The sequence below is a fragment of the Pseudomonas sp. UME65 genome, assembly GCF_014170225.1.
GTDB lineage: Bacteria > Pseudomonadota > Gammaproteobacteria > Pseudomonadales > Pseudomonadaceae > Aquipseudomonas > Aquipseudomonas protegens.
Window position 1 is genome coordinate 312,939 of record NZ_LZZQ01000016.1, and the last position, 25,345, is coordinate 338,283.

21 protein-coding genes are annotated in these 25,345 nt (G+C 66.8%); 6 read left to right on the top strand and 15 right to left on the bottom strand.

What is annotated here, in order from left to right; all coding sequences use genetic code 11:
• Positions 1-32: 32 nt before the first annotated feature.
• Positions 33-1,046 carry a FecR family protein gene (locus A9971_RS26620; RefSeq protein ID WP_011061192.1) on the bottom strand — a complete coding sequence of 338 codons (1,014 nt, stop codon included), beginning with the start codon at positions 1,044-1,046 and terminating at the stop codon, positions 33-35.
• Positions 1,047-1,197: 151 nt separating this feature from the next.
• Here A9971_RS26620 and A9971_RS26625 point away from each other — a divergent pair, with 151 nt between their 5' ends.
• Positions 1,198-1,467: a PepSY domain-containing protein gene (locus A9971_RS26625; RefSeq protein WP_011061193.1), complete on the top strand. Its 270-nt coding sequence runs from the start codon at positions 1,198-1,200 to the stop codon at positions 1,465-1,467.
• Between the two features lie 202 nt (positions 1,468-1,669).
• Positions 1,670-2,707 carry an Ldh family oxidoreductase gene (locus A9971_RS26630; RefSeq protein ID WP_011061194.1) on the top strand — a complete coding sequence of 346 codons (1,038 nt, stop codon included), beginning with the start codon at positions 1,670-1,672 and terminating at the stop codon, positions 2,705-2,707.
• A gap of 58 nt (positions 2,708-2,765) precedes the next feature.
• Here A9971_RS26630 and A9971_RS26635 read toward each other — a convergent pair whose 3' ends face one another.
• Positions 2,766-3,086 carry a YqjD family protein gene (locus A9971_RS26635; RefSeq protein WP_011061195.1) on the bottom strand — a complete coding sequence of 107 codons (321 nt, stop codon included), beginning with the start codon at positions 3,084-3,086 and terminating at the stop codon, positions 2,766-2,768.
• A 197-nt stretch (positions 3,087-3,283) separates the two neighbouring features.
• On the opposite strand from A9971_RS26635, the gene A9971_RS26640 reads away from it, so the two are divergent.
• Entirely contained in the window at positions 3,284-3,538 is a 255-nt protein-coding gene (locus A9971_RS26640) for a hypothetical protein (RefSeq protein WP_011061196.1), read from the top strand.
• Here the strand turns inward: A9971_RS26640 and A9971_RS26645 are convergent.
• Positions 3,510-4,445: a LysR family transcriptional regulator gene (locus A9971_RS26645; protein ID WP_183000168.1), complete on the bottom strand. Its 936-nt coding sequence runs from the start codon at positions 4,443-4,445 to the stop codon at positions 3,510-3,512. The genes A9971_RS26640 and A9971_RS26645 overlap by 29 nt on opposite strands.
• Positions 4,446-4,529: 84 nt before the next feature.
• Between A9971_RS26645 and A9971_RS26650 the strand changes: the two genes are divergently transcribed.
• Positions 4,530-5,450 (top strand): carbon-nitrogen hydrolase family protein, encoded by a 921-nt coding sequence (locus A9971_RS26650; protein WP_011061198.1) that lies wholly within the window; start codon positions 4,530-4,532, stop codon positions 5,448-5,450.
• Here the strand turns inward: A9971_RS26650 and A9971_RS26655 are convergent.
• A complete protein-coding gene (locus tag A9971_RS26655; RefSeq protein ID WP_011061199.1) occupies positions 5,443-5,994 on the bottom strand; it encodes a GNAT family N-acetyltransferase in 552 nt (183 codons plus the stop codon). The genes A9971_RS26650 and A9971_RS26655 overlap by 8 nt on opposite strands.
• A 144-nt stretch (positions 5,995-6,138) precedes the next feature.
• Between A9971_RS26655 and A9971_RS26660 the strand changes: the two genes are divergently transcribed.
• Positions 6,139-7,035 (top strand): LysR family transcriptional regulator, encoded by an 897-nt coding sequence (locus tag A9971_RS26660; protein WP_011061200.1) that lies wholly within the window; start codon positions 6,139-6,141, stop codon positions 7,033-7,035.
• A gap of 9 nt (positions 7,036-7,044) precedes the next feature.
• On the opposite strand, the gene A9971_RS26665 is transcribed toward A9971_RS26660, so the two are convergent.
• The 4 genes from A9971_RS26665 to A9971_RS26680 all read right to left on the bottom strand — a co-directional run bounded on the left by A9971_RS26665 (position 7,045) and on the right by A9971_RS26680 (position 12,450).
• Positions 7,045-8,475 (bottom strand): aldehyde dehydrogenase family protein, encoded by a 1,431-nt coding sequence (locus tag A9971_RS26665; protein ID WP_053151551.1) that lies wholly within the window; start codon positions 8,473-8,475, stop codon positions 7,045-7,047.
• Complete coding sequence (locus A9971_RS26670; protein ID WP_183000169.1) at positions 8,472-9,668, bottom strand: iron-containing alcohol dehydrogenase; 1,197 nt, start codon at positions 9,666-9,668, stop codon at positions 8,472-8,474. Before A9971_RS26670 ends, A9971_RS26665 begins: the two co-directional genes overlap by 4 nt.
• 99 nt (positions 9,669-9,767) lie before the next feature.
• Positions 9,768-11,249 carry an APC family permease gene (locus A9971_RS26675; RefSeq protein WP_183000170.1) on the bottom strand — a complete coding sequence of 494 codons (1,482 nt, stop codon included), beginning with the start codon at positions 11,247-11,249 and terminating at the stop codon, positions 9,768-9,770.
• Positions 11,250-11,541: 292 nt separating this feature from the next.
• Positions 11,542-12,450: a LysR family transcriptional regulator gene (locus A9971_RS26680; protein ID WP_015635546.1), complete on the bottom strand. Its 909-nt coding sequence runs from the start codon at positions 12,448-12,450 to the stop codon at positions 11,542-11,544.
• Positions 12,451-12,578: 128 nt separating this feature from the next.
• On the opposite strand from A9971_RS26680, the gene A9971_RS26685 reads away from it, so the two are divergent.
• Positions 12,579-14,117, top strand: a complete 1,539-nt coding sequence (locus A9971_RS26685; protein WP_183000171.1) for an MFS transporter — start codon at positions 12,579-12,581, stop codon at positions 14,115-14,117.
• On the opposite strand, the gene A9971_RS26690 is transcribed toward A9971_RS26685, so the two are convergent.
• The 7 genes from A9971_RS26690 to A9971_RS26720 form a co-directional block, all read right to left on the bottom strand.
• Positions 14,118-15,371 carry a ferric reductase-like transmembrane domain-containing protein gene (locus A9971_RS26690; protein WP_011061206.1) on the bottom strand — a complete coding sequence of 418 codons (1,254 nt, stop codon included), beginning with the start codon at positions 15,369-15,371 and terminating at the stop codon, positions 14,118-14,120. It abuts the gene before it with no gap.
• A 486-nt stretch (positions 15,372-15,857) separates the two neighbouring features.
• Complete coding sequence (locus A9971_RS26695; RefSeq protein ID WP_183000172.1) at positions 15,858-16,940, bottom strand: LLM class flavin-dependent oxidoreductase; 1,083 nt, start codon at positions 16,938-16,940, stop codon at positions 15,858-15,860.
• 36 nt (positions 16,941-16,976) lie between these two features.
• Positions 16,977-19,556, bottom strand: a complete 2,580-nt coding sequence (locus A9971_RS26700; protein WP_183000173.1) for a TonB-dependent receptor plug domain-containing protein — start codon at positions 19,554-19,556, stop codon at positions 16,977-16,979.
• A 244-nt stretch (positions 19,557-19,800) separates the two neighbouring features.
• On the bottom strand, positions 19,801-21,384 hold the full coding sequence (locus A9971_RS26705; RefSeq protein WP_123397392.1) for an ABC transporter substrate-binding protein: 1,584 nt from the start codon (positions 21,382-21,384) through the stop codon (positions 19,801-19,803).
• 4 nt (positions 21,385-21,388) lie between these two features.
• Positions 21,389-22,597, bottom strand: coding sequence for an LLM class flavin-dependent oxidoreductase (locus A9971_RS26710; RefSeq protein WP_011061211.1), 1,209 nt, complete (start codon positions 22,595-22,597; stop codon positions 21,389-21,391).
• A 15-nt stretch (positions 22,598-22,612) separates the two neighbouring features.
• Positions 22,613-23,836 (bottom strand): lipase family protein, encoded by a 1,224-nt coding sequence (locus A9971_RS26715; RefSeq protein ID WP_183000174.1) that lies wholly within the window; start codon positions 23,834-23,836, stop codon positions 22,613-22,615.
• A gap of 22 nt (positions 23,837-23,858) precedes the next feature.
• Positions 23,859-24,932: an ABC transporter substrate-binding protein gene (locus tag A9971_RS26720; RefSeq protein ID WP_053151569.1), complete on the bottom strand. Its 1,074-nt coding sequence runs from the start codon at positions 24,930-24,932 to the stop codon at positions 23,859-23,861.
• Positions 24,933-25,345: the final 413 nt, after the last annotated feature.

Here is a 25,345-nt window from a genome sequence, read left to right on the forward strand (position 1 = left end):
AAGAGGAGGCCGCCCCGGCAACGGGGCGGCCTTCAGCTTTTTGGCGGGGACTGGGGCAGTGAGTTGATTACCGGGTTGCCATCGCGATTGCGCGTCAGGTAGACCGGCAGCACCTTGGGCAGCGAGGTCAGCAGGCTCTTGATTTCCCGGGTGTTGTAGATGCCGCCGACGCGGATCTTGCCGGTGTTGGCGTCGGCGACCTGCACCGGAGTGTCCAGGTAGCGGTTGATCAGCGGCAGGGCGTCGGTGAGGGCCAGGTTGTCCAGCACCAGCTTGCCTTCGCGCCAGGCCAGGGAGCTGTCGTTGCTGTAGGTCTGGCTGATCTGCGGCTGGTAGTCTCCGGCCTTGTAGCTGGCCTGCATGCCCGGCTCCAGGCGGAAACCTTCGCCGGGCAGGGCGGTGTTGCTGCTCACCAGGACCGAGCCCTGGAGCAGGGTGACCCGCACCTGGTCCTCGTACATCCACACATTGAACTGGGTGCCGGTGACCTTGACCTGGCCATTGGCGGCCTTGACCACGAACGGGTGGCTGGCGTCGTGGCTGACCTTAAAGAAGGCTTCGCCTTTTTTCAGGGTGACCCGGCGCTGGTCCTTGTAGTTGCTGTAGGTCAGGGTGCTGCCCAGGTTCAGTTGCACCTGGCTGCCATCGGCCAGGGTCACGCTGCGCAGGCTGTCGCCGGCTTCGAATCGCTGGTAGGAGGACGGCACCCAGCCCAGTTCCCAGCCGCTGTATGCGGCCAGGGGCAGGGCGCACAGGGCGATGGCCGCCGCCACGCCATACTGCTGCCAGGTGCGCCGGGGAACGAGCTTGACCGGTGCGGGGGCTGGTGCGGCAGTGAGGGTGGAGGGGGGCAGTTGATCGGCCACTTCCCATATTTCCCGCATCGCCTCGTATTCGAAGGCGTGCAGGGGGTCGGCATCATGCCATTGCTGAAAGGCCAGACGCTCCGCGTCGCTGCAGTCGGGTTCATGCAGGCGCATGCACCATTGGGCTGCCGCTTGGGTGATGGCGTCGTATTCGGCTTCTGAGAGGATCTGTTCGCTCATTGACTCTTCCTGATTTCCCGCATTCTACCCTCCGCGGCAAGTCTTGGAGAACAACCGTCATGGCTAATGAGCATCAAAGTGAACTTATTTTCATCTGGCACGCCCTAAAACCAGGCTCTGTATCGAAAGTGAATACACAAGGAGATGGACCATGTTGAAGAAGACGCTTGCCGCATTGCTTGCCACCGCCAGCCTGCTGGGCGCCGGAGCGGCCCTGGCCGACCGTCCGGGGGCCGGTTGGATCACCATTGAAAAAGCCATTGAAACCGCAAAGACCAAAGCCGGCTACGTGGAGATCTACAAGATCGAAGCGGACAACGATGGCTATTGGGAAGGCGAAGGGCGCAAGTCCGATGGCAGTGTCTATGAGTTTCGCATCGACGGCGCCTCGGGCAATGTGCTGCGCGACCAGAAGGACTGAGCCAGGCTGATACAGCCCCCTGTGCCTTGCCACGGCAGCGCACAGGGGGCCTTTTTTTTGCTCCAGGGGGATGGTTGTTCCGGCCATCCTGGCACCTTCCCTGCAAGGCGCCGGCAGTGGTTGACAGGGTTGGAGTGCGGCGTTGTTTAATCGCCAGGTTCACACGCTGTCGCCCCCTCCAATAATTACTCTGGAGCTTCAGATGTCTGCATCGTCCGTGGTTGTTGAAACACCGCCCCAATACCTTTCTTTACCGGCCCTGGTGCAGTTGCTGGAAACGATTTTCCAACGCCACGGCTGCCGTGCCGAAGTGGCCCGCTGCCTGGCCGAGAACTGTGCCGGCGCCGAGCGCGACGGAGCCCACAGCCATGGCGTGTTCCGCATTCCCGGTTATGTCTCGACCCTGGCCAGTGGCTGGGTCGACGGCCAGGCCGTGCCGGTGGTGGAGGATGTGGCGGCGGCCTTTGTCCGGGTCGACGCCGGCAACGGCTTTGCCCAGCCGGCCCTGGCTGCCGCCCGCGAGCTGCTGGTGAGCAAGGCCCGCAGCGCCGGTATCGCCGTGCTGGCTATCCGCAATTCGCACCACTTCGCCGCACTCTGGCCGGATGTCGAACCCTTCGCCGAGGAAGGATTGGTGGCCCTGAGCGTGGTCAACAGCATGACCTGCGTCGTGCCTCACGGCGCCGACAGGCCATTATTCGGCACCAACCCGATCGCCTTCGCCGCACCCCAGGCGCAGGGCCAGCCGATCGTCTTCGATCTGGCCACCAGCGCCATTGCCCATGGCGACGTGCAGATCGCCGCGCGCAAGGGCGAGCGCCTGCCGCCGGGCATCGGTGTCGACAGCCTGGGCCAGCCGACCCAGGACCCCAGGGCGATTCTTGAAGGTGGCGCCTTGCTGCCGTTTGGCGGGCACAAGGGCTCGGCTCTGTCGATGATGGTGGAGCTGCTGGCGGCAGCCCTGACCGGGGGCAACTTCTCCTTCGAATTCGACTGGTCCGGCCACCCGGGGGCCAAGACGCCCTGGACTGGCCAGTTGCTGATCGTCATCGACCCGAGCAAGGCTGCCGGGCAGAGTTTTGCCGAGCGCAGCCAGGAGCTGGTGCGGCAGATGCATGCGGTGGGGCTCAAGCGCCTGCCGGGGGATCGCCGGCATCAGCAGCGCGAGCGTTCGCAGCACGCGGGCATCGCCATTCCCGCCGAGCAGTTGCAGCAATTGCGGGCGCTGGCCCAGGACTGAAGGCATGAAAAAGGCCAGGCCGCCATTGGCGTACCTGGCCTCAACGTTGCGTGGGGGCTTAGGAACGACGGCCCAGCAACAGGCCTACCACCAGGCCGAAACCGGCGGAGATGGCCACGGTCTGCCACGGGTGGCCACCGATGTACTGCTCGGTGGCATCCACCACCGGCTTGCTGCGCTCGCGCACATTGCTGACCGAATCCAGCGCCTGCTTGAGCTTGAGGCTGACTTGCTGGCGCAGGCTCTCACCTTCTTCGCCCACCAGGCTGGCGCTGCCCTTGAGCAGCTTTTCCGATTCTTCGATCAGCGCCTGCAGTTCGCTGAAGGCCTGGTCCTTGATTTGATCGTTTTCCGCTTGCGCGGCAGATTTACGAGCCATGAAGTTTTTTCCTTGGAAATATCGCCGCTGGTGCACAACGCATCCGCCAGCGGCTACAGGTGAATGGGTAGCAAGCAATGGAGTCCGGCGCGGGGGCAAAAGTTGCAGTTGTTTTACGCCCCCTTGGCGACCCCGGGGTAAAACCCGTAGCCCCTACAGTGTAAGATGGCGCCTATTTTACGCAGCAGGAATTTCCCATGAGTTTCAATCTGGCTAACAAGACCCTGGCCGAGCGCGCCGCCATCGAGGACGAGAAGTCCCGTCTGTTCGACCTGTGGCAGAGCAACCTGGGCAAGGCCAAGGGCGAGGCCGCGCGGCTGTTCGGCGAGCGTGGCAAGCGCAAGGGCAAGTGGGCCGAGTGGGTCCGCGCCGAGCTCGACGGCATGTCGCCGCCGGAGTACTCGAACATGGTGCGCAGTGAAGTCAATCGCCTGATGGCGGCGAACAAGTAAGGGCAAAACTCTCGACAATCGCCTCGCGTACCTTCACCAGCAGCGGGTCGGTCTGCGGGCTGGTGCGCCAGCCCAGCTCGATCGGGTAGCGCGGCAGGGCCAGGGGGCAGGGCAGCAACTGCAGCCCGGTGAGTTCGGCGATGCGCCGGGCGGCATGGGCCGGAATGGTCGCCACCGCCTGGCTGCCCTTGAGCAGAAAGGGCAAGGCGGCAAAGTGCGTGGTCGAGGCGCACACCTGGCGGCTTAGCCCCAGGTTGGCCAAGCCTTCATCGGTAATCCCGATAAACCCCTGGGACGACACCAGCAGGTGTTCCCGTGCGACAAACTCCTCAAGACTGATCTGCTGTTGCCCGGGGGCCAGGCTGGCCGGGTCTGCCAGGCACAGGTAATGGCCTTCCCCCAGCACCTGGCGGCTGAGCAGGCGTTCGGCAAAGCCGCCGGCACTGATGGCCAGGTCGACGCTGCGCTGCAACAGCGCCTCGGCGACGATCTGGCTGTGGCTCTGGCGAAAGATCAGCCGCAGCTTTGGCGCCCGCCGGGCCACGGCCTCGATCATCTGCCGGCCAAAGGCAATCTCGAAATCATCCGACAGCCCCAGCGTTACCGAGCGGCCCTGATAGTCGGCGGTGTCGGGGGCGACCATGGCCAGGCTCTGGCGGCATTTGTTCAAGGCTTCGCTGACCACGGGCTTCAACTGATTGGCCTTGAGGGTCGGCGCCAGCCCGCGCCCGGTACGCACGAACAGCGGGTCGCCATACAGCTCGCGCAGCCGGCGCAGGGCAGCGCTCATGGCTGACTGGGTCACCCCCAGGCGCAAGGCGGCGCGGCTGGCGCTGGACTCGTCATGCAGCGCCTCGAAAGCCTTGAGCAGGTTGAGGTCGACACTGGCGATATTCATCTGGTTCATATCATTAAGCACTGGAGTGGGGTTTATCGATGATCAGGGGCGGCAGCAGAATGGGCAACACCTGATTGCTCAAGGAGTCATCCCATGCCCAAGTCCGTTGTCGCTGCCCTGCAGATCGGGGCCTTGCCTGAAGGCAAGGCCGCCACCCTGGAACAGATCCTCTCGTACGAGGCCGCCATCATCGAAGCCGGCGCGCAGTTGGTGGTGATGCCCGAAGCGCTGCTGGGGGGCTACCCCAAGGGCGAAGGCTTCGGCACCCAGCTGGGCTATCGCCTGCCGGAGGGTCGCGAGGCCTTTGCCCGCTACTTCGCCAATGCCATCGAGGTCCCCGGGGTGGAAACCGATGCCCTGGCCGCGCTGTCCGCCCGTACCGGAGCCAACCTGGTGCTGGGTGTCATCGAGCGCAGTGGCAGCACCCTGTACTGCACGGCGCTGTATTTCGACCCGCAGCAGGGGCTTTCGGGCAAGCATCGCAAACTGATGCCCACCGGGACCGAACGCTTGATCTGGGGCAAGGGCGACGGCTCGACCCTGCCGGTGCTGGACACCCAGGTCGGCCGGGTGGGCGCGGTGATCTGCTGGGAAAACATGATGCCGCTGCTGCGTACCGCGATGTACGCCCAGGGCATCGAAGTCTGGTGTGCGCCCACGGTGGACGAGCGGGAAATGTGGCAGGTGAGCATGCGCCATATTGCTCACGAGGGGCGCTGCTTCGTGGTCAGCGCCTGTCAGGTGCAGGCCTCGCCCGAAGAGCTGGGGCTGGAGATTGCCAACTGGCCGGCCCAACGGCCGTTGATTGCCGGCGGCAGCGTGATCGTCGGGCCCATGGGGGACGTACTGGCCGGCCCCCTGGTGGGCCGGGCCGGGCTGATCAGCGCGCAGATCGATACCGCCGACCTGGTGCGGGCGCGCTATGACTACGACGTGGTCGGCCATTACGCCCGCCCGGATGTGTTCGAACTGACGGTGGACCAGCGCCCCCGTCCCGGGGTGCGCTTTACCTGAGCCGGCGCCATTGCTCGCGGGTGATTTCCCAGATGTCCACGGGGAATCGCCCACTGACGAACTCACCGTCCTCGGAGCGGATCAGGCGCATGCCCGCGCGTTCGGAAATCCGCCGCGAGCCCTGGTTCGGCGCGGCCTTGGGCACCCGCATCAAGGGCCGTTGCAGTACCTCGAACCAATAGTGGTCCACCACCTTGCAGGCCTCGCTCATGTAGCCCTGGCCCTGCCACGGCGGGGCCAGCCAGAAGCCGCGGTTGTTGTCGGCTTCGTCCATCAGGCTGATGCTGCCGATCATCTGCCCGGGGTTGCTGCGCAGGCGCAGCGTCCAGTGCCATTCCGTGCCCCGGGCCATCGCCGGCAGCGCCATGTCCCGCAGGAAGCTCAGGGCGCCGTCGGCCGGGTAGGGCCAGGGCACCAGGGCGTTGAGGTAGCGCACCACCTCCCACTGGGGGAATAGCTGCTGGATGGCGTCGGCGTCCGCCAGTTCCAGGGGGCGCAGCAGCAAGCGTTCGGTGCACAGCGCGGGCGTGGGGTGTGAGTCCATTGGCAAGCGATCCAAGGTGGCAAGAAGGCGTTGCATAGTCCCTGCAATGTCATCGATCACGCAAGCCGCGATGGATTTGACGCGGCCCGGGCGCTGCCGTTGAATAGCCCCCTGGTTCAGCCCCGCGACTCCTGGAAACCCCCTGTGCTTAGAAACGTCACCGACATGGACCTGCGCCTGCTGCGGATTTTCTCCGTAGTGGTCAAGTGCGGCGGTTTCACCGCGGCCCAGGCCGAACTGAACATGAGCCAGTCCAATATCAGCATGCACATCTCCAGCCTGGAAAAACGCCTCGGCTATCGGCTGTGCGAGCGCGGCAAGGGCGGCTTTCGCCTGACCGAGAAGGGCCAGCGGATCCTGGCGGCGGCCCAGGCGCTGTTCGGCGCGGTGGAGGCGTTCAAGAGCGAAGCCCAGGAGTTGTCCGGGCGTTTGGTGGGGGATCTGTACCTGGGGCTGGCGGACAACATCGCCACCTTGCCCGCGGCACGCATCGACGCGGCCATCGCGCGCTTCTATCGCCGTGAGCACGACCTGCACCTGCATGTGTTCATCAATTCGCCCACCGAGCTTGAGCGGGCGGTGATCGACGGCCAGTTGGACCTGGCCATTTCCTATTTCAGCCGCAGCCTGCCGACCCTCGACTATCAGCCACTGTACGCCGAGGAAATCGCCCTGTTCTGCGGCGCCTCGCACCCGCTGTTTCCTGTCCTGGAGCCAGAGCTTGCGCACATCAAGGCCTGTGACTGGATCAAGCACGGTTTCCTGCCCGCCAGCCAGGTGCTGCCGGTAACGCCCCAGCGCGCCTCGGCCACCGCCTACCACATGGAGGCGGTGGTCCACGGGGTACTGGCGGGCACCCACCTGGGCTACCTGCCCAGCCACTATGCCCAGCCCTGGGTCGCGGCCGGGCAGATGCGCGTGCTGCACCCCGAGACGCTGCGCTACGAGGTGCAGCACAGCATGATCACCCACGCCGGGCATGCCCGTGGCGAAGCGCTGAAGGCCTTCATCGCCGACCTGCTGGCAGAGCATGGCGGCTGATCCTGCGCTTCAGCCCAGGCAGCGGGTCAGGTGCTTGATCGACTGATAGGCAGCCAGCCCCCAGGGGCCCAGTTCCCGCCCGATGCCGCTGCCCTTGGTGCCGCCCCAGGAGGTTTCGACGAACACCGCCTGCAGTGAATTGATCCACACGTGGCCCACGTCCAGGGCGGCGGCGACCCGTTCGGCGCGCTGCAGATCGGCGCTGATCACAGTGGCCACCAGGCCGAATGCGCTGTCGTTGGCCAGGGCCAGGGCCTGTGCTTCGTCACTGAAACGGCGCATGCACAGCACCGGGCCGAAGATCTCCTCTTGCCACAACCTGCTGCTGGTGGGCACATCGGTGTACACCGTGGGCGCCACGAACCAGCCCGGCCCGGGCAGGGCATGGCCGCCCACCAGGCATTCCAGGCCCTCGCTCCTGGCCTGTTCCAGGTAGGTGCACACCGTGCGCCACTGGGCCTGGCAACTCAGGGGGCCCATGTCCACTTCCTGCTCCAGGGGGTTGCCGACCCGCAGGGCCAGCAGGGCACTGCGCAACCGCTGCAGCAAAGCATCGGCAATCGACTCGTGGACCAGCAGCCGCGAGGTGGCCGAGCACATCTGCCCGGCGTTCCAGCAAAAGCCGCCGATGATCCAGTGCACTGCCTGGTCCAGGTCGGCGTCGGCGAATACCAGGATCGGCGACTTGCCCCCCAGCTCCAGCGTCAGTGGCCGGCAGAAGGCGGCGGAGCTGGCCATCACTCGCTGGCCGGTGGCAGTGCTGCCGGTGAACGACAGCTTGTCCAGCCCCGGATGCTGGCTCAGGGCTGCGCCGGTTTCGCCGGCGCCGGCCACCAGGTTCAACACGCCCGCCGGCAAGCCCAGGGCGTCGGCGATTTCGCCGTAGACCTGCTCGATCAGGGGCGTCACTTCCGAAGGCTTGAGCACCAACGTGCAGCCCGCGGCCAGGGCCGGGGCCAGCTTCCAGGCACTGGTGACCAGGGGGAAGTTCCAGGGCACGATCAGCCCCACAACGCCCAGGGCCTCGAACCTGCAGTGGGCACTGAAGCCCGGAGCCTGCAAGGGCACCGGTTGATCCTGGCGGGCGTCCAGCTGGGCAGCGAGGCCGGCGTAGTAGTCGAAGGTGGCGATGGCGTCGTCCAGGTCCAGTTCGGCTTCGTGCCGCGGCTTGCCGTTATTGCGCATCTGCAGGGCGATCAGCCCTTCGCGGCGTTGCTGCAGGTGCCGGGCGAAGCCTTGCAGGTACTCGGCACGCCGGGCGCCGCTGAGGCTGCGCCACCCGGGCAGGGCCCGGCGCGCGGCCTGCACCGCGAGGTTCACCTGATGGGCGCTGGCCGCCGGTACCTGGGCCATGATTTGGCCCAGGGACGGGTCATGCACCGGCATCGGCGCGCCGTCGCCATCGACCCAGTGGCCGTCGATAAACAGGGCCGGTTTCATGGGCGGGCTCCTGGCAGGACGCCGTGCACGGCGTTGCGGAAGATCTGGCTGTAGTCGGCGGCGCTCAGCGGTCGGGCATTGGTGTCGGAGGACGAAATATCCGCCAGGGCCTGGGCCCCGACCCACTCGGCTTCATGGCTGTCCAGGCCGATATCCGCCAGGCAGTGGGGGATGCCCAGCTCGGCGCGCAGGGCCAGGATCCAGTCCAGGAACCCCTGGAAATCCCCCCGGGGCAAGTCCAGGTAACGGGCCAGGCGCCCGATCTCCTCGGCAATCACCGGCTGGTTGGCCACCAGCACATAGGGCAGGAGGACGGCATTGAGCAGGCCGTGGTGACGGTGATAGCGGGCGCCCAGCGGGTGGGCCAGGGCGTGGACGCCACCCAGGCCCTTCTGGAAGGCCACCGCAGCCATCGCCGAGGCCACCAGCATGCCTTCCCGGGCGTCCAGGTCCTGGCCGTGGCTCACTGCCCGGCGCAGGTGCTGCTGCACCAGGCGCATGCCTTCCACGGCAATCGCGCTGGACATCGGATGGTACAGCGGCGAGCAGAACGCCTCGATATGGTGGGTCAGGGCATCCATGCCGGTGGCGGCGGTCAGCGCGGGCGGCAGGCCGCGGGTCAGCAGCGGGTCGAGGATCACGCAGGCGGGCAGCAGTTCGGGGTGGCTGATGACCCGCTTGACCTGCTGCTGGCTGTCGGTCAGTACCGCTTCGCGGCCCAGTTCGGAGCCGGTGCCGGCAGTGGTGGGCAGGGCGATCAGGGGCGGCAGGCCCAGGCGCGGAAAGTCACTGAGGCTCGGGTAATGCTCGATCACCCGGGACCACTCGAAACGCTGCAGCCCTTGCGGGTCCACGGTGGCCAGGGCGATGCCCTTGGCGGCGTCCATGGCGCTGCCGCCGCCCAGGGCGATCAGCGAGTCGTGGCCGCCGGCCCTGAAGGCTTGGACGCCGCGCTGCACATCGTCCAGGCTCGGGTTGCTGGCCAGTTCGGCAAATACCGCAAAGCCCTGGCGGCTCTGCTCCAGGTGCGCGGTCAACAGGCCAAAGGGTTCCAGTTCGAGCATGCCCGGGTCGGTGACCAGCAAGGGCCTGGCCATGCCCAGCAGGGCGCAGCGCTGGGCCAGACCGTGCAGGGCCTCGGCGCCGCAGAAGATCTCGGTGGGGTAATTCCAGTAATGGATGGACGGGGGCATCGATGGTCTCCAGAAACATCAGGCGTGAAGCGGCCGGCGCAGCAGGCGCCGGGCCAGTAGCGGGCAGGGAATGCGCTGTCGCTGACAGCGCATGAGGATTCAGCCGCGGTCGGATGCGCTGCTGTCGCGGCGCAGGTAGGGCTTGGCCAGGACCATGTAGGTCAGGCCCAGCACGGCCAGGGTCGAGAACACCAGCACCACTGCCCAGACCTGGAACCAGGGCGCTCCGGGCGGCGCCAGGGATTCCCGGGGCCAGGCCACGTTGACGCTCTCGAACAGCAGCCAGACAAAGGCCGCGAGGTTCACCGGCAGGCCCCAGCGGCCGAGGTTGAAGACCCCGGCGTCGGGCCGCCAGCGGCCACGCAGGCGATGGACCAGGGCGCAACCGATCACAATCAGGAACACCATGAAGAAGCCCCCGCTGCCGAAGGCGATCAGGGTGCCCACGGCCGTGGCGTTCAGGCCCAGGGCCAGGCCGAAACTGGCGAACAGGGTGCAAACGAGCATGGCGGCGAAGGGCACCTTGCGCCCATCCACCCGGCGCAGGAACGCCGAGGCGGGCAGGATGGAGTCCCGGGCCATGCCGAATACCGCGCGGCCGATATAGGTCTGTACCGAGACCACGCAGGCAATGAACGCCACCAGCACCACGCCGACGAAGGGCCGCTCGGCCCAGGCGCCAAAGGCATCCACCACCGCGGGGGTGACCGGGTCCACCACCTGGCCGGCCACCAGGCCCGCGGTGTCGGTGAACGACAGGGTCACGGCAAAGGCGGTGAGCATCACCGTCAGCCCCACCAGCAGCATCGAGCGCAGGATGGCCCGCGGCGTGGAGGTGCGGGCATCGGCGGTTTCCTCGGACACCTGGGAGCAGGCATCGAAGCCGAGAAAGGCCCAGCCGCCCACTGCCATGGCGGTGACGAAGCCGCTCAGGTAGGTGCCATCGCCGCTGGCGCTGTTGCCCAGGCCTTCCAGCAGCAGCGACCAGGAGTGGTTGCGAAAGAACAGCAGCAACAGCACGCCGATGCCGATGGAGGCGATGGCTTCGGCGATGATCCCGGCGTTGACGAAGTACTTCAGCGGGTTGATCCCCAACAGGTTGACCCCCAGCCCCAACGCCAGCAGCACGGCGCCGCTGGCCACCTGGGCATTGGCCGAAGGCGGCGTGCCGGTGACGAACAGCCACAGCCAGAACCCGCCCAGGTAGGCCACGGTGGTCAGGGAAGCCAGGGCCGAGGCCAGGTACATGAAGCCGGTGAACCAGGCCCAGCGGTCTCCAGCCAGGCGCTTGACCCATTGATAGCAACCGCCGGCCAGGGGGTACTGCGAGGCGAGTTCGGCATAGACCAGCGCCACCAGCATCTGCAGGGCCAGGCACAGGGGCACGATCCAGACCCAGGACGGGCCGGTGCTCATGGCGCCCAGGGCCATCACCGAATAGATCCCCACCACTGGCGAGACCGTGGCAAAGCCCACGGAGAACGACGACCACAGGGACAGGCCGCGGTGCAGCTCCTGGCGATAGCCCTGGTGGTGCAGCAAGTGTTCATCGGTGCCCGGAGCGGGCAGGAAGTCAGTCATGGCGCACCTCGTTCAAGGGGCGGGCGCCACGATGCAGGCCGACGCAAGGGCGGCGTGATGGGGTAGTTGACATAGCGGTTCCTGGAGTCGGCAGATCAGATTGTTATTGGGATGGCCTTTAGCTGTTGTTTTTGGCGTACCGACATTGCCTGGCCTGCAGCAGCAGGCCAGGACGAGCTTACGGCGGGCAAACATCAAGATGAATACATGGATTGGTAAGCTGGCATCTGCATTTGCTGATGTTTTGCAGGGGCCGGCGACTGCCCGGCCAGCGCCAGGCATCGAGGGGATATCAGCGGGAAGCGTGGTGCTTGCCCAGCTCCAGCCGTTCACCGAGAAAGTCGACGAACACCCGCAGCTTGGGCAGCAGGTGACGGCTGCTGGGCCAGAGGATGGAGAACTTGCCGCGCTCTTGCTGGTAGTCGTCCAGCACCGCGACCAGGCTGCCATCGGCCAGGGCCCCGCAGACCACGAACTCGGGCACGTAGGCGATGCCCAGGCCCTGGGTGGCGGCGTGGATCAGCGATTCCAGGTTGTTGCTGGTCAGGGCACTGCCCAGCACCAGCGGCGGGGCTCCGTCGGGCAGGCGCAGGCTCCATTGCTGCAGCAAGCTGCCGCCGGGGAACTTGTAGCGCAGGCAGGCGTGCTGCTCCAGGTCCCGGGGCGTGCGCGGGGTGCCGCGCCGGGCGAAGTAGCCGGGGGCGCCGACCAGCACGAAGCCGAAGGGCCCCAGGTTCCTGGACTTGAGTTGCGAGTCCGGCAGCTCGCCACTGCGGATCACCGCGTCCACGCCTTCGGCGATCACGTCGATCAGCCGGTCGTTGAAGTCCAGGTCCAGCTCGATGTCCGGGTAGCGCGCGGAAAACTCCGGGAGGATCGGCAGCAGCATCCGATAGCCGATGGCCGGCAGGCTGACCCGCAGCCGGCCCCGGGGCTTGTCGCTGATCCGCGCCAGTTCGGCCTCGGCCTCCTGGACTTCGGCGACGATGCGCTGGCCGCGCTCATAGAACAGCGCGCCTTCATCGGTCAGGCTGATGCGCCGGGTGCTGCGGTTCAGCAGGCGCACGCCAAGGCGCTGCTCCAGGCGCGCCAGGGCCTTGCCCACCGCCGAGGCAGACAGCCCCAGGCGCTCGCCGGCGCCCACCAGGCTACCGCTCTGGACCACGCTGACAAACACCTGCAAGCCGTTTAGGTTGTCCATCGTTCACCTCGATTGCAGCGTTTTTGTCCGTAAAGAGCGGAAGAATGCCCTGTTTTTCAGTGATTGCGGCATACCTACCATGGATTTTTCGTAGCCCACCCCTGGTTGCCAGGGCTTGAGAGGTCCGTGTGAATCCCCAACTCGAATTACCCCTGGGGCAGGCCGCCCAAAGTCGCCGGCAGTCCGCCCATGGCGTGCTGGCCGCGGTGTGCCTGGCGGCCCTGATGCTGCCCCTGACCTTTGTCGGGGTAGCGGTGGCGACCCCGGCCATCGGCCATGAACTGGGGGGCAGCCCGCTGGCCCTGAGCTGGACCACCAATGCCTTCATGCTGACTTTTGGCAGCGTGCTGATGGCCGCCGGCACCCTGGCCGACGAATTTGGCCGCAAGCGCCTGTTCAGCCTCGGCGTGGCGCTGTTCGGCCTGAGCTCCCTGGCCCTGGTGTTCGTACCGTCGCTGCTGTGGCTGAACCTCTTGCGCGGGGTCCAGGGGCTGGCCGGTGCCGCCGCCCTGGCCGGTGGTTCGGCGGCCCTGGCCCAGGCCTTCGACGGCCCGGCGCGAACCCGTGCCTTCAGCCTGCTGGGCACCACCTTTGGTGTCGGCCTGGCGTTTGGTCCGATCCTCGCCGGGATCCTGGTGGAACAGGCCGGCTGGCGCGGGATCTTTGTCTCCGGGGCGCTGATCGGCGGCCTGTCCCTGGCCTTTGGCGTGCCGCGCATGCAAGAGTCCCGCGACCCCGACGCCCAGGGCGTGGACTGGCCGGGCACCCTGAGTTTCACCCTGGCGCTGGTGCTGCTGACCTGGGGCATCCTGCAGGCCCCGCAAAACGGCTGGAGCAACCCTTGGGTTCTGCTGTTGCTGGCGGGGGCGCTGCTGGCGCTGTGGCTGTTCATCGTCGTCGAGCGGCGTGCAGCGCGGCCGATGCTGGATCTGTCGCTGTTTCGCTATCCGCGTTTTGTCGGGGTGCAGGTGCTGCCCATCGCCACCTGCTATTGCTACGTGGTGCTGCTGATCCTGTTGCCGATCCGCTTTATCGGCGTCGAAGGCTACAGCGCCATCGATGCCGGGCTGCTGATGCTTGCCCTGTCGGCGCCGATGCTGGTGGTGCCGTTCGCTGCGGGCTGGCTCAGCCGCTGGTGCAGCGCCGGCAACCTGTCGAGCCTGGGCCTGTTGCTGGCTGCCGCCGGGCTGTGGTGGCTGAGCCGGATCGCTGCGGGCCAGGCGCCGGCCGATCGGATCTGGCCGCTGCTGCTGATCGGCCTCGGCAGCGGGCTGCCCTGGGGGCTGATGGACGGCTTGTCGGTGAGCGTGGTGCCCAAGGAGCGCGCGGGCATGGCCAGCGGCATCTTCAGCACCACCCGGGTGGCCGGCGAGGGCATTGCCCTGGCCCTGGTGGTGGCGCTGCTGGCGGGGCTGCTGCAGCACGCCCTGGCGGATCAGGCGCTGCCCGCCGAGACGTTGATGGGGGCTGCCCGGCAACTGGCCGGGGGTGACCTGCCCGGTACTCTGGCGGCGTTGCCGGCGCTGGGCCGGGAGGGGGTGCTGGCCCTGTACGGGCAGGCTTTCAGCCAGTTGTTGCAGGTGCTGACCCTGATGACCCTGCTGGCGGCGCTGGTGGTCTGGGTGACGCTGCGCGAGCCGCGCCAGCCAGGGCCGCCAGCGGCTTGATCAGCGGAACTCGAAGAATTCGTAGTGCAGGTTGCCTTGGGGAATCCGGCACTCGCTCATCAGTTCCCGGACCTGGCCCAGCAAGCCCTTGGGCCCGCAGAAGCTGACCTGGATCTGCTGCGGATCGGTTTCGGCCGCGGTGCGCTTGAGGGTCTGGGCCAGGGGCTCGGTGCCGCCGCAGTTGGCCACGAAGTTCACTCCACGGGCCTGGGCCATACCCTGCAGGGTGTCGACACTGGGGAAGGCCCGGGACGGGTTGTAGCAGTACACCAGGGTGGCCTTGTCGAACTGCCCGGCAGCTTCATCCTGCAGCCAGGAAATAAACGGCGAGATGCCCACGCCACCGCCGATCCAGATTTCCCGGGCAGCCGCCTGCGGCCGCTTGAAACGCCCATAGGGCGCGTAGATGTCCGCACGCATGCCGACCTTGACCTGGCGGCGCAGGCGTTGGGTGTAGTCCCCCAGGGCGCGGATCACGAATTCGATGCGCCCGTCATGGGCCTGGGCGCTGGCGATGGTGAACGGATGGGGTTCGCGCAGGCCTTTTTCCTGCATCGAGAGGAAGGCGAACTGCCCGGCCTTGAAAGGAAAGCCCCGGCCCTGGGGAATCAGCTCCAGGTGCAGGGAGTTCTTCTCCACCCGGACCGCCGTCACCTGGTACTCGCCGGCCTTGGCCACCAGGGGGTAGAGCAGCAGCTTGTATAGGGCGCCGAGCACGCCGAGGACGCAGAGCAGAGCCAGCCAGATACCCGAGGGCGAATCCAGGGTGATGGGCGATTTGAAGCTCAGCCAGTGCAGGATGACGATCAGGAACAGCGGGCCGGAGAGCTTGTGCCACCAGCGCCACTGGCTGTAGGGAATGTTGCGGTTCAGTGCCAGCAGCACGATCAGGCCCAGGGCCACGTAGCTCAGCTGGCGGACCAGGCGCGTCCAGTATTTGGACAGTTCGAGGATCGGCACGCTGTTCCATTCATCCAGGTTGGCCTTGAACACCAGGTGGTAGCTGGCGAATGCCAGGGCCCAGATGCCCAGCCATTTGTGCGCCTCGTAGACCCGGTCAAGGCCGCCGAACAGCCGTTCGACCCAGCCCCAGCGGCTGGCCAGCAGGCAGGACATCGCCATGTAGGCCAGGGCTGCGGTGCCCAGGATCATGCTCAGGGTGGCCGAGGTCAGCCAGGTGGCGGAAGGGATCTCCAGCAGCAGGGTGGCCGTGGTGATCAGCAGGATGCCGACAAGTGTGTGCCAGGTTTTCAAAGTGCATGACTCCGGTGAGGAAATGCCGTCATGGCGCAGCAAAGGGCGCGATGCATAAAGTGGATATGACAGGTTCAAAGCCAAAGGCTGGGTGGAATGTTAACGCTTTGGCGAGTATTCGTGGTGATCTGGGTCATCGGCCTGGCGCCGATAAAGTGTTGAAAATGATCGACTATCACTCGCATTCCGATTCCCCGGCCACCGCTTGCGCAGGCGCTGGCAGGCGGCCAAGGGCCCCTGAACCGGGCAGTGCTCTTGCGAGCGCCGTCGCTGGCAAGCCAGCTCCTACAGGGTTGTGGGAAAGGTCAACGCGCTTGTAGGAGCCGGCTTGCCGGCGAAAGGGCCCCTGAGCCGGGCGTCAGCCTCTTAACCGCCGTCGCTGGCAAGCCAGCTCCTACAGGGTTGTGGGAAAGGTCAACGCACTTGTAGGAGCCGGCTTGCCGGCGAAAGGGCCTCCAAGCCGGATGCCAGCCTCGTAAACGCCTTCTACAGGTGTTGCTTGCGGCGGGTGGCGGCTTCGCGGACGGCGGGGATGATCCAGCGCCCATAGTCGATGGTGTCGTAATAAGGGTCGTAGCCACGGTTGAGGAAGGTGGTCACGCCCAGGTCGACGTAGTCCAGCAGGGCCTGGGCCACGGTCTCCGGCGTGCCCACCAGGGCCGTGGTGTCGCCGTAGGCGCCAACGGCGCTGGCGGTGGGCATCCACAGGGCGCGGTCATGGCGGTCGCCGCGGGCTGCGGCCGCCAGCAGGCGTTCGGAGCCGGTGCCCTTGAGGCGCTTCTGCCAGGGGCTGCCGGCGGCGAACTGCGGGTTGGCGCGGATCTGCGCCAGGATCTGTTCGGCCCGTTGCCAGGCCAATTCCTCGGTGGCCCCCAGGATCAGCCGCACCGAGAGGCTGACCCGGGGCGCGGCCACCCCCGCGGCGCTGGCCGCGGCCTTGAGTTTGCCGATCTGTTCGGCTACCCCCTCCAGGGGCTCGCCCCACAGGGCGTAGAGGTCGGCGTGCTTGACCGCGATCTGGTAGGCGATGTCCGAGGAGCCGCCAAAAGAGATGGGGATATGCGGCTGCTGCAGCGGCTTGACCGGGGAAAACGCGCCCTTGAGGTTGAAGTAGCGGCCTTCGAAGTCGAAGGGTTCTTCGGCGGTCCAGGTGCGGCGCACGATCTCCAGGTACTCGTCGGTGCGTCGATAGCGCTCGGTCTTGTCCAGCAGGGTGTCGCCTTCCTGGGGCTCGGCAGTGATGCCGGTAATAGCATGCAGGCGGATGCGCCCTCCGCCGGTGGTGTGGTCCAGGGTGGCGAAGGCCCGGGCCGCCACGGTGGGGGCGCTGAGGGCCGGGCGGTGGGCAATCATGAAGCCCAGGCGCTCGGTGTGGGCCGCGGCGTAGGCGGCAATCTGCAGGCTGTCGGCGCTGCCCGGGCCGCTGGCGATCAGCACTCGGTCAAAGCCCGCGTGTTCGTGGGCGCGCGCGTGCTCGCGGATGAATGTCAGGTCGAAGTCCGGGCTGCGCACGCCGCGGGTTTCGGACCATTGGCGGGGAAAGATCATGCCGACGAATTCAATGCTCATGGGGAGTGTCCTGAGGTCGCAGAAGAAGGAAAGTGCCTAGAAGCGGTAGTCCACCTGGGCCAGCACGGTGCGTCCGGGCATGGGCTGCAGGAAGGTGTTGGTGGAGCCGGCCAGGCCGCTGACGAAGTTCAACTCGTTGGTCAGGTTGAGCACCCGCAGGGTGGTGCTCCACTGGGGCTGGCGGTAGTACAGGGCCAGGTCGAGGTTGTATTCGTCGGGGACCTTCACCGTCTTGCTCAGGTTCAGGTACCAGCTGCTGGTCCACCAGCCGGAGAGCTCGGCGCCAAAGCCCGAGTCGAAGCGGTAGTCGAGGTAGCCGCTGGCGGTGTACTCGGGGATCTGCACCGCGTCGAAGCGCCCGGAGGGCCGCTGGTTGAGGCTGTTGTTGTCGCCGAACACGGTGCCGTTGTCGGGGATGAACCCGGCGGAGGCGAAGCCGGCCTGGGAGGTGAATTCGTTGTAGGCGCTGAGCCGGGACAGGTTGAGGCCGCTGCGCAGGTGCGGGTCTGGCTGGTAGCGCAAGGTCGCCTCGGTGCCCTTGATGATCAGCCGGGCGATGTTGTTGTTGCTGTCCGGGGACTGGTCCCGGGCCTGCTTGAAGGTGGCCAGGGTCATGAACAGCTGGTCGGGGATGGCTTCGACCTTCAGCCCCAGTTCATGCAGCACGCTCAGGCTCTGGAACGCCAGGGGGTTGAGCTGGTTGGCGCCACTGCCGCTGCCCCAGCCCAGGCCGTTGGAGAAGAACCCGGTGTTGACCGCCAGGGAGCGGTCGAAGGTGTAGTACAGGGTGCTGTTCTCGGTGGGTTTGACGTAGGGGCTGACCTGGAACGCGAACAGCCGGTGGTTGTGGCTGTCGCGCCGGTCGCTGCCACCTGCAAGGACGAAGGGGTTGTCGATCCGGGCGTCGATCCAGCTGCGGCTGGCACCGATGTTCAGGCCCACCCGCTCGCCCAGGCGCAGGTTGTGCTGGCTGAACAGGGTCTTGGTGGTCCAGGTGCTTTCGGCGGTGTAGGGCGCCAGGGATTCGGCGTACAGGCCGTGGCCGGCGGGGTACATGGCCGCCAGGTTGAGCCAGCCGTAGTAGTTGGAGTATTGCGGCACCCCGGGTTGGCCGATCCAGGCGCCGTTGCCGCCGGCCGGGTTGCTGCCGGTGAGCCCCAGCAGGTCGCCGGGGTTCTTGCCCGAAGGGTCCAGGGTCAGGTCGTAGGCGTTGATGGTGGAGCCGAAATGATTGTTGGCGGCGATCGACTGGTTGAACTCGCGGCGGTAGATCAATCCACTGTTGCTGTCGTCCCGCAGGGTCAGGTCGCCGATCCGGGTTTCATTGCCCGAGCGCAGCTCGAAGCGGTTGTCCAGCAGGTTGTCCCGGGATTGCACCTGGAACGCCCCGACCGCGTCGGTGAGGTCCCGGGAGCGCTGGTAGAAGGTGCTGTTGGCCAGGGTCACGCTGGGGGACAGGTCGCCCTCGATGCGCAGTTGGGTGGTGAAGCGCCGTGAACTGCTCTGGTCTTCGCCGCGCTGGCCGGCCTGTGGCGACAGGGAAGTCAAGCCGTTGCCCGCCAGGCTCGGGTCATAGACCCAGCCGCGCAGGGTGCCGGGGCTGGCCTGGGTGTTGGGCGAGGCCGCCTGGAAGCTGCCATCCACCACGCTGTACTGGCCCTGGGCGTTGCGCTGGCGCTGCACCCAGCCCAGGGTCGGGGCATTGGCGGCACCGGAGGCCAGCACCGGCGACCACAGGGTATTGCCGTTCTGGATGATCGGCGTGGCGCGGCCGGCATAGTACTTGCCGCTGTCCACCAGTTGCTGGGTGGCGCGGTTCCAGCCGTGGGTGATGTTGTAGTCGTAGTAGTTGTCGTAGCTGGCGTTCCAGTCCACCCGTAGGTTGTCGTTGCGCCAGGCCAGGGCCCCGTAGAAGGCATCGAAATTGTTGTCGACGTTGTCGTAGTAGTCCTGCTGGCGCTGCTGGGTGATGCTCACCCGGTAGGCCAACTGGTCGCTCAGGGGGCCGGTGTTGTCGAGGCTGAACTTGCGCGAGTCGCGGGACTGGCCGTCCGGCACCCAGGCACCGAGCTCGCCGCTCAGACGGGTCTTGAACCCGCTGAAATCGGGTTTCTTGCTCAGGTAGTTGACGTAGCCGCCGCTGCCGGACACCGAACCGTAGGTCACCGAAGAAGGCCCGGCGACGATGTCCGCGCCCTCGTAGGCGTTGAAGTTGGCCGGATGGCGTACGCCATAGGCGCGTTGGCCGTCCTGGAACACTTCCGAGCCCTGGGCACGGAACTGCGGGGCGATACCGGCGTTCTGCCCGCCACCGCGGGTGATCCCCGGGGCGTACTTGACCAGGTCGTCGGCGCTGCGGATCGGGTCGTTGGTCAGTTGTTCGGCGTTGACCTGGGTGATCGAGCGCGGGGTGTCCAGGACCTTGGTTTCGGTGCCCCCATACACCGAGGTCGGTGGCCGGGTGGGCAGGGCATCGTCATCGGCCTGGCTGCTGGCCTGGACGGTGACGGTTTGCAACTGGGTATCGGCGGCGAAGAGCGGCGGCGCCAGGGAAGAAAACACCGTTACGGCCAGGGCCGGGCCGAATGCGGGGCGAGCGAAGGCGTTGGAGGGCATGGCACATGAGCCTCATATTGAATCGCATGAATGTTCTGTAGGAGCCGGCTTGCCGGCGAAGAGGGCCTGGAGGCTCGCGGTGCTCTTGCGGGCGCCTTCGCTGGCAAGCCAGCTCCTACGGGGTGTGTCGCGGTTGCGGTGGTTCCTTGTAGGAGCCGGCTTGCCGGCGAAGGGGGCCTGGAGGCTCGCGGTGCTCTTGCGGGCGCTTTCGCTGGCAAGCCAGCTCCTACGGTCGGGCGGTGGGTCAGGCGCTGTTGTTGAGCCACAACCTTTCGAAACGCCAGGTGCTGAACAGCGACTGTTCTTCCCGGGCGCCGCCCACGCGGGTGGAGACGCTGTCCAGCAGGTCGGCGTAGCCCCAGATCAGCATGCCGCCCCGTTCGTACTGGATCTGCTGGGCCTGGTGCACCAGGGCCGTGCGTCGTTGCAGGTCGGGTTGGGCCATGGCCGCGAGAAACACCTCGCTGAACTGCGGGTCGTTGAAGTGGGTCTTGTTGGACACGGCAAAGGGCGCGTCGGTGTGGATGGCGCTGGCCAGGAACGGCGCGCCGATGCTGCCGCCGGTGCTCAGGGTCCAGTCGTTGCGTTGCGGGCCCTGGAAGGTCGCCAGGTCCACCTGGCGGACCTTGAGGGTCACGCCGATGCGCTTGGCCTGTTCGGCCAGCACCAGGGCCGAGGTCAGGGCCGGCCCCGGGGTGGTCACCAGTTCCAGCTCGAGGTTTTCCTGGCCGGCCTCCTTGAGCAGTTGCGCCGCACGCTGCGGGTCGTGGGGGCGGGGCCCCAGGCTGTGGTTGAAGGTCGGATCGCTGGGGGCATAGAGGTCGTTGGCCACCCGGCCCTGGCCGTTCAGGGCGCGGCGCACCAGCTCCTCGCGATCCGCCAGCAGGCGGAAGGCCTGGCGCACCCTTGGGTCGTTGAACGGCGGCTTGTCCAGGTTCATGTCGAAGGACAGCCAGTTGCCGGTCACCGATTTCAGCAGCCGCACCCGCGGGTCGCGCTGCAGGACTTGCAACTGTTCGGTGGGCATCACGTTGGCCATGTCGATCTGCCCGGAACGCAGGGCCGCCAGGCGCGCCACCTGATCCTTGAAGTCGATGATCTCCAGTTCGTCGGCGTAGGGCTGGCCGTCCTTGTAGTAGTTGTCGAAGCGGGTGAACAGCGAGCGCTGGCCGGGGGTGAAGCTTTTCAGCTTGTAGGGGCCGGCACCCACCGGGTTGGTCACCGGGTGATAGTCCACCGGGACGATGCCACCGAAGTTGACCCAGGTTTCCGCCAGGGGCATGTAGCTACGGCCCTCGCGAAAGCTCAGGCGCACAGTGCGCTCATCGAGCTTTTGCAGGTTGTCGCGATCGACCCAGTGCAGCAGCGCCGCGTAGGGCGAGGCCAGTTGCGGGTCGGTGAGGCGGCGGATGGAGAAGATCAGGTCATCGGCGTCGATGCTCTTGCCGTGGTGGAATTCCAGGCCCTGGCGCAGGCGCAGGGTCCAGCTGCTGGCATCGGCATTGGGTTCGGCGAACTCCGCCAGGGCCAGGCGCGGTTGCATCTGCTCGTCCCATTCCCAGAGTTTGCTGTACAGCGCGAAGCCTCGGACGATGCCGCTGCCGATGGGCTTGTGGGCGTCCAGGTTGCCGCTCTGGTTGCCGTCGAGAATCCCCAGGCGCAGGCGCCCGCCGTAGCGCGGCTGGTCGCTGGCGACCGTGCCCGGGGTGCTGGAATTGTCCGCGTCGCAGCCGGCCAGCAGGCTGCTGCCCAGCAGCAGGCCGCCGCCGAACAGCGCGCTGTGGCCGAGAAAACGACGGCGGCTCAAGCCCGAGTAGTCCTGGCTCATGGCGTCAGGCTCCTGCTGGGCCGTTGGCGCTGCGCAGCTCCAGCGGCGCTTGCGGCTGACGGCTCAGGGCCGCGCGCTCGCCGCGAAAGTGCGGCAGGATGTGCTCACCCAGGCGGTAGGCTTCCTCCAGGTGCGGGTAGCCGGCGAGGAAGAACAGGTCGATACCGATGGCGTGGTACTCGCGGATCCGCGCCACCACGTTTTCGTAGCTGCCCACCAGGGCGCAGCCCGGCGGTATGCCGATGTAGCCGAAGCCGGTCCAGACATTGGGGTGGATGAAGAAATCCTCGAAGCCCTGGGTCTCGTTCTTCTGTGCGAAGCCGTTCTCGTAGCTGAGCTTGCGCGCGGTGCGCAGCCCGGCATGGGCGGCCACGGCCTTGACCGCGCCCTTGGCGATGCCCTCGTCGAAGAAGCGCTTGGCCTCGGTGCGCGCCAGTTCCTCGGTTTCCCGGGTGATGACGTCGATCGACAGGCCGAAGCGGATATCGCTGCGGCCGTACTGCAAGGCGCGCTCACGAATATCGGCGATCAACGCGGCGATCTCGTCCGGGTGCTCGGCGCGCATCAGGTAGAAGTCGGCATGCTTGGCGGCGAATTCCCGAGCGGCGATGGACGATCCCGCGGTGCAGATCAGCGGCAGCTCGGCCTTCTTCAAGGGGCCGCGCAGGCCGCCGCCTTCGGCGCGGTAGAACTGGCCCTGGTAGTGGAAGTTCTCGTTGTGCCAGTAGCCCTTGACCACGTCCATGAACTCGGTGGCGCGGGCATAGCGCTCATCGTGGTCGCTGAAGTCGCCGACCTGGCGCTGAATGGCGTCCGAGCCGCCGTTGATGATGTTCCACACCAGGCGATTGCCGGTGGCGCGCTGGTAGGTGGCGGCCTGCTGCACCGCAACCCAGGGCGTGTAGTGATAGGGCTGGAAAGCGGTGACGAACTTCAGGGTGCGGGTTTCCCGGGCCAGCAGCGAGCACACGGTCCAGGGCTCTTCGCCGGAGGGCGCGTTGACCATCAGCGCGCCGCCGAAGCCGTTGATTTCCGCGGCCCGGGCGATCTGCCCCAGGTAGTCGATGTAGGTGAAGTGGTCGCCGACGCTGAAGCCTGAGACGGCACCGGTGCTGGGCCCGCCGCGGTGCCAGTCGCCGCGGTTGCGCGGGTCGCCGGGGAGGAACTGGGTTTCGCCGTGCAGGGGCAGGCGGGTAAAGAATTCGATGCTCATGGCAGGGGCTCCGGGTTATTGCACGCTGGGGCTGCAGACGGGGGTAACGGCCTGGCCGTTGATCACCTTGTGGGCGAAGGGCACCGAGTCCTTGAGGGAGGCGTTGACCGTTTCGCTGTGGCCCAGGCCCTTGTACAGGTGGCCCTCGACCACCGATCCGGCCTTGCAGGCGTCCTGCATCAGGGCCACCTGGGTGGCGGCGGCCGGGGTCTTGTCCTCGGCTCCGGTGCCGATGAACACCGGCTGGGCGGTTTTCAGGGTCGGGTAGGACACTTGTTTCTGCCAGGCGGCCAGTTGGCTGCCCTGGTAGTCCTTCTTGGCATTGGCCGGGGTCAGGCCGACCCCCACCACGTCGCTGACCAGGGCGGCGAGGCAACTGGTACGGGCCTGCTCGAACAGCGGCAGGGCCTTGTCGGTGTAGAAGTCCTTGGGGTTGATGCTGGGGTCGTACTGCTGGGCCGCCAGCAGGGTGTAGAAGCCGTAGGCCAGGGAGGCATCAACCTTGTTCGGGTCCTGTTCGCCGACATTTTTCGCGCCGATGGTGTAGATCACCCCGGTGCCGATGCTGCCCTTGACCCCCAGGTCCGGCGCGTAGGTGGAGGCGTAGGCGGCCGAGGCGAAGGCGCCGGCACCGCCCTGGGACTGGCCGACGATCAGCACCTTGTTGGCCAGCCCGGGCACCCCGGCGACCACCGCTTTGGCGGCGTCGAGAATGCCGTAGGCGGCCATGCGGTTGTTCAGCAGCGGATGGCCGCCGGGCACGCCCAGGCCCTGGTAATCGCTGGCGACAATGGCAAAGCCTTCGTCCAGCCAGCGGCTCAGGTACTGCACGTCACGGTAGGAGCGGCCCTGCCAGGACGGCGCGCAGACATCCGCCACGCCCACCGTGCCATGGCCCCAGGAGGCCACCGGCCAGCCGCCGGCCGGGGCCTTGCCCTTGGGCAGGAACAAGGTGCCGGAGACCACCACCGGGGTCTTGCCGTCGATGCCGTCGGTGGAGCTATAGAGAATCCGTTGCGCGCTGGCAGCGTTGGGCAGGCTCAGGGTGGCTTCCAGGGGTTCGCTGCGCAGCAGCTTGCCCGGGGTCGGGGGGATCGCGTCCTGCCAGGTATAGAAGGCCGAGACCCGGCCGTCGCCCTGCAACGGGTCGGGCTTGGGCGCGTAGGTCGGGCCGGCCAGGGCCGACAGGGAGAGCGCCAGGAGGCTCAGGCCAAAGGTGAATTTTGCGGACAGTTTCATCAAGAAGACTCGTGCTCAGGGTTCAGGGATGGGTGGCGACCTGGCCGCGCAGAGCGGGCCAGTAATCACTCAGGTGCAGATCGATCAGCGCCTGGTTGGTGAAACCGGTGGCCAGGGCCGGGGTGATGTCGTAGGGCGTGCGGATCAGCTGGTTGGCCAGGGCGTAGTCGCTCAGCGCCTGATAGTGGGCCTTGAGCTGCTGGTCGCTCTTGGGCGCCCAGCGCTCCTTCCAGGCCACCGGGTCGCCCTGGTCGTCGCGGCGCAGCACGCTCTCGGCGGTGCCGGCGCGGGAGGACAGTTGGTAGTAGGCGTCCTGGTTCTGTTCCTGGGAAATCCACCAGGCGGCCTTGACCCAGGCGGTGGCCAGCAGTTGGGTAACCTCCGGGTGCTGCTCGATGAAACTGTCGGTGCCCCAGAGGTCGGAGACCAGGCGCCAGTCATTGGCCCCTTGCTTGGTGGACCAGATGATCCGGCCCACGCCCTTGTCTTCCAGGGCATAGGCCTCGCTGAGCAGCACCGCGGCGTCGACCTTGCCGGCGGACACCGCCGCCGCACCGACCTGGGGGTTGAGGTTGGCGATCTTGAAGTCGTCGAGCTTCAGGCCCTTGCTGGCCAGGAAGTTGCTGAAGGCGAACTCCCAGGGCCGGCCGCGATGCAGGGCCAGGCGCTGGCCCTTGAGGTCCTCGATGCTCTTGGCCGTGGACTGGGTGGGCACCACCAGGTAGATATTGTTGCCGCTGCCGCCGGGCACGATCAGCTTGCCGGGCACGCCGCCGGCGCCAGCGATCACCGACGGCAGGTCGCCACGCACGGCGAAGTCGATGCTGTTGTTGCTGAAGCCCTCGTTGATCTGCGGCCCGGCGCCGGCGTGGGGCAGGGCGATCCACTGCAGCTTGATGCCGCGCTGGCTCAGTTGCTGTTCCAGCCAGCCATCCTCGATCACCCGCCCGGCGATGCCGCCGAACACCGGCTTGCCGCCCTGGGTGAAGGCGACGATGGCAATCTTCACCGACTCGGGGGCCGGGTTGGCCAGGGCCGTGACACTGATCAGCAGCCCGGCCATAACGGCCAGGGTATTGCGCCATAAACCTTGCATTGCACTCTCCCTCAAAAAATAAGCCCTCAGCCCCGCCAGCCCTGCGCCGGATATCGCGGTATTTCCTGTAGGAGCCGGCTTGCCGGCGAAGAGGGCCCTTGAGCCTTGCCTCGCCCTTGCGAGCGCCTTCGCTGGCAAGCCAGCTCCTGCAACAGATATCGCGGTGTTCTCCTGTAGGAGCCGGCTTGCCGGCGAAGAGGGCCCTTGAGCCTTGCCTCGCCCTTGCGGACGCCTTCGCTGGCAAGCCAGCTCCTACGAGGGTCGGTGGTGGGTACTGGTGTCGGAAGGGATAGAGCAGATTGCATGCCAGGGCCGCTACAAAGCGCTGCAGGCCTTGCCCGGCAAGGGCTTCAGGCAGATCGACAGGCCCTGGCCCAAGCCGCCGCTGCTGATCTGCGAACAGGCAGGTGCTG

Coding starts and splice junctions, on each gene's coding strand:
- A9971_RS26640 (WP_011061196.1), top strand. CDS start 3,284: ATGAGTTTCAATCTGGCTAACAAGACCCTGGCCGAGCGCGCCGCCATC.
- A9971_RS26695 (WP_183000172.1), bottom strand. CDS start 16,940: ATGAGCATTGAATTCGTCGGCATGATCTTTCCCCGCCAATGGTCCGAA.
- A9971_RS26680 (WP_015635546.1), bottom strand. CDS start 12,450: ATGGACAACCTAAACGGCTTGCAGGTGTTTGTCAGCGTGGTCCAGAGC.
- A9971_RS26715 (WP_183000174.1), bottom strand. CDS start 23,836: ATGAAACTGTCCGCAAAATTCACCTTTGGCCTGAGCCTCCTGGCGCTC.
- A9971_RS26675 (WP_183000170.1), bottom strand. CDS start 11,249: ATGACTGACTTCCTGCCCGCTCCGGGCACCGATGAACACTTGCTGCAC.
- A9971_RS26650 (WP_011061198.1), top strand. CDS start 4,530: ATGCCCAAGTCCGTTGTCGCTGCCCTGCAGATCGGGGCCTTGCCTGAA.
- A9971_RS26620 (WP_011061192.1), bottom strand. CDS start 1,046: ATGAGCGAACAGATCCTCTCAGAAGCCGAATACGACGCCATCACCCAA.
- A9971_RS26645 (WP_183000168.1), bottom strand. CDS start 4,445: ATGAACCAGATGAATATCGCCAGTGTCGACCTCAACCTGCTCAAGGCT.
- A9971_RS26670 (WP_183000169.1), bottom strand. CDS start 9,668: ATGCCCCCGTCCATCCATTACTGGAATTACCCCACCGAGATCTTCTGC.
- A9971_RS26635 (WP_011061195.1), bottom strand. CDS start 3,086: ATGGCTCGTAAATCTGCCGCGCAAGCGGAAAACGATCAAATCAAGGAC.
- A9971_RS26705 (WP_123397392.1), bottom strand. CDS start 21,384: ATGAGCCAGGACTACTCGGGCTTGAGCCGCCGTCGTTTTCTCGGCCAC.
- A9971_RS26630 (WP_011061194.1), top strand. CDS start 1,670: ATGTCTGCATCGTCCGTGGTTGTTGAAACACCGCCCCAATACCTTTCT.
- A9971_RS26625 (WP_011061193.1), top strand. CDS start 1,198: ATGTTGAAGAAGACGCTTGCCGCATTGCTTGCCACCGCCAGCCTGCTG.
- A9971_RS26665 (WP_053151551.1), bottom strand. CDS start 8,475: ATGAAACCGGCCCTGTTTATCGACGGCCACTGGGTCGATGGCGACGGC.
- A9971_RS26710 (WP_011061211.1), bottom strand. CDS start 22,597: ATGAGCATCGAATTCTTTACCCGCCTGCCCCTGCACGGCGAAACCCAG.
- A9971_RS26700 (WP_183000173.1), bottom strand. CDS start 19,556: ATGCCCTCCAACGCCTTCGCTCGCCCCGCATTCGGCCCGGCCCTGGCC.
- A9971_RS26720 (WP_053151569.1), bottom strand. CDS start 24,932: ATGCAAGGTTTATGGCGCAATACCCTGGCCGTTATGGCCGGGCTGCTG.
- A9971_RS26655 (WP_011061199.1), bottom strand. CDS start 5,994: ATGGACTCACACCCCACGCCCGCGCTGTGCACCGAACGCTTGCTGCTG.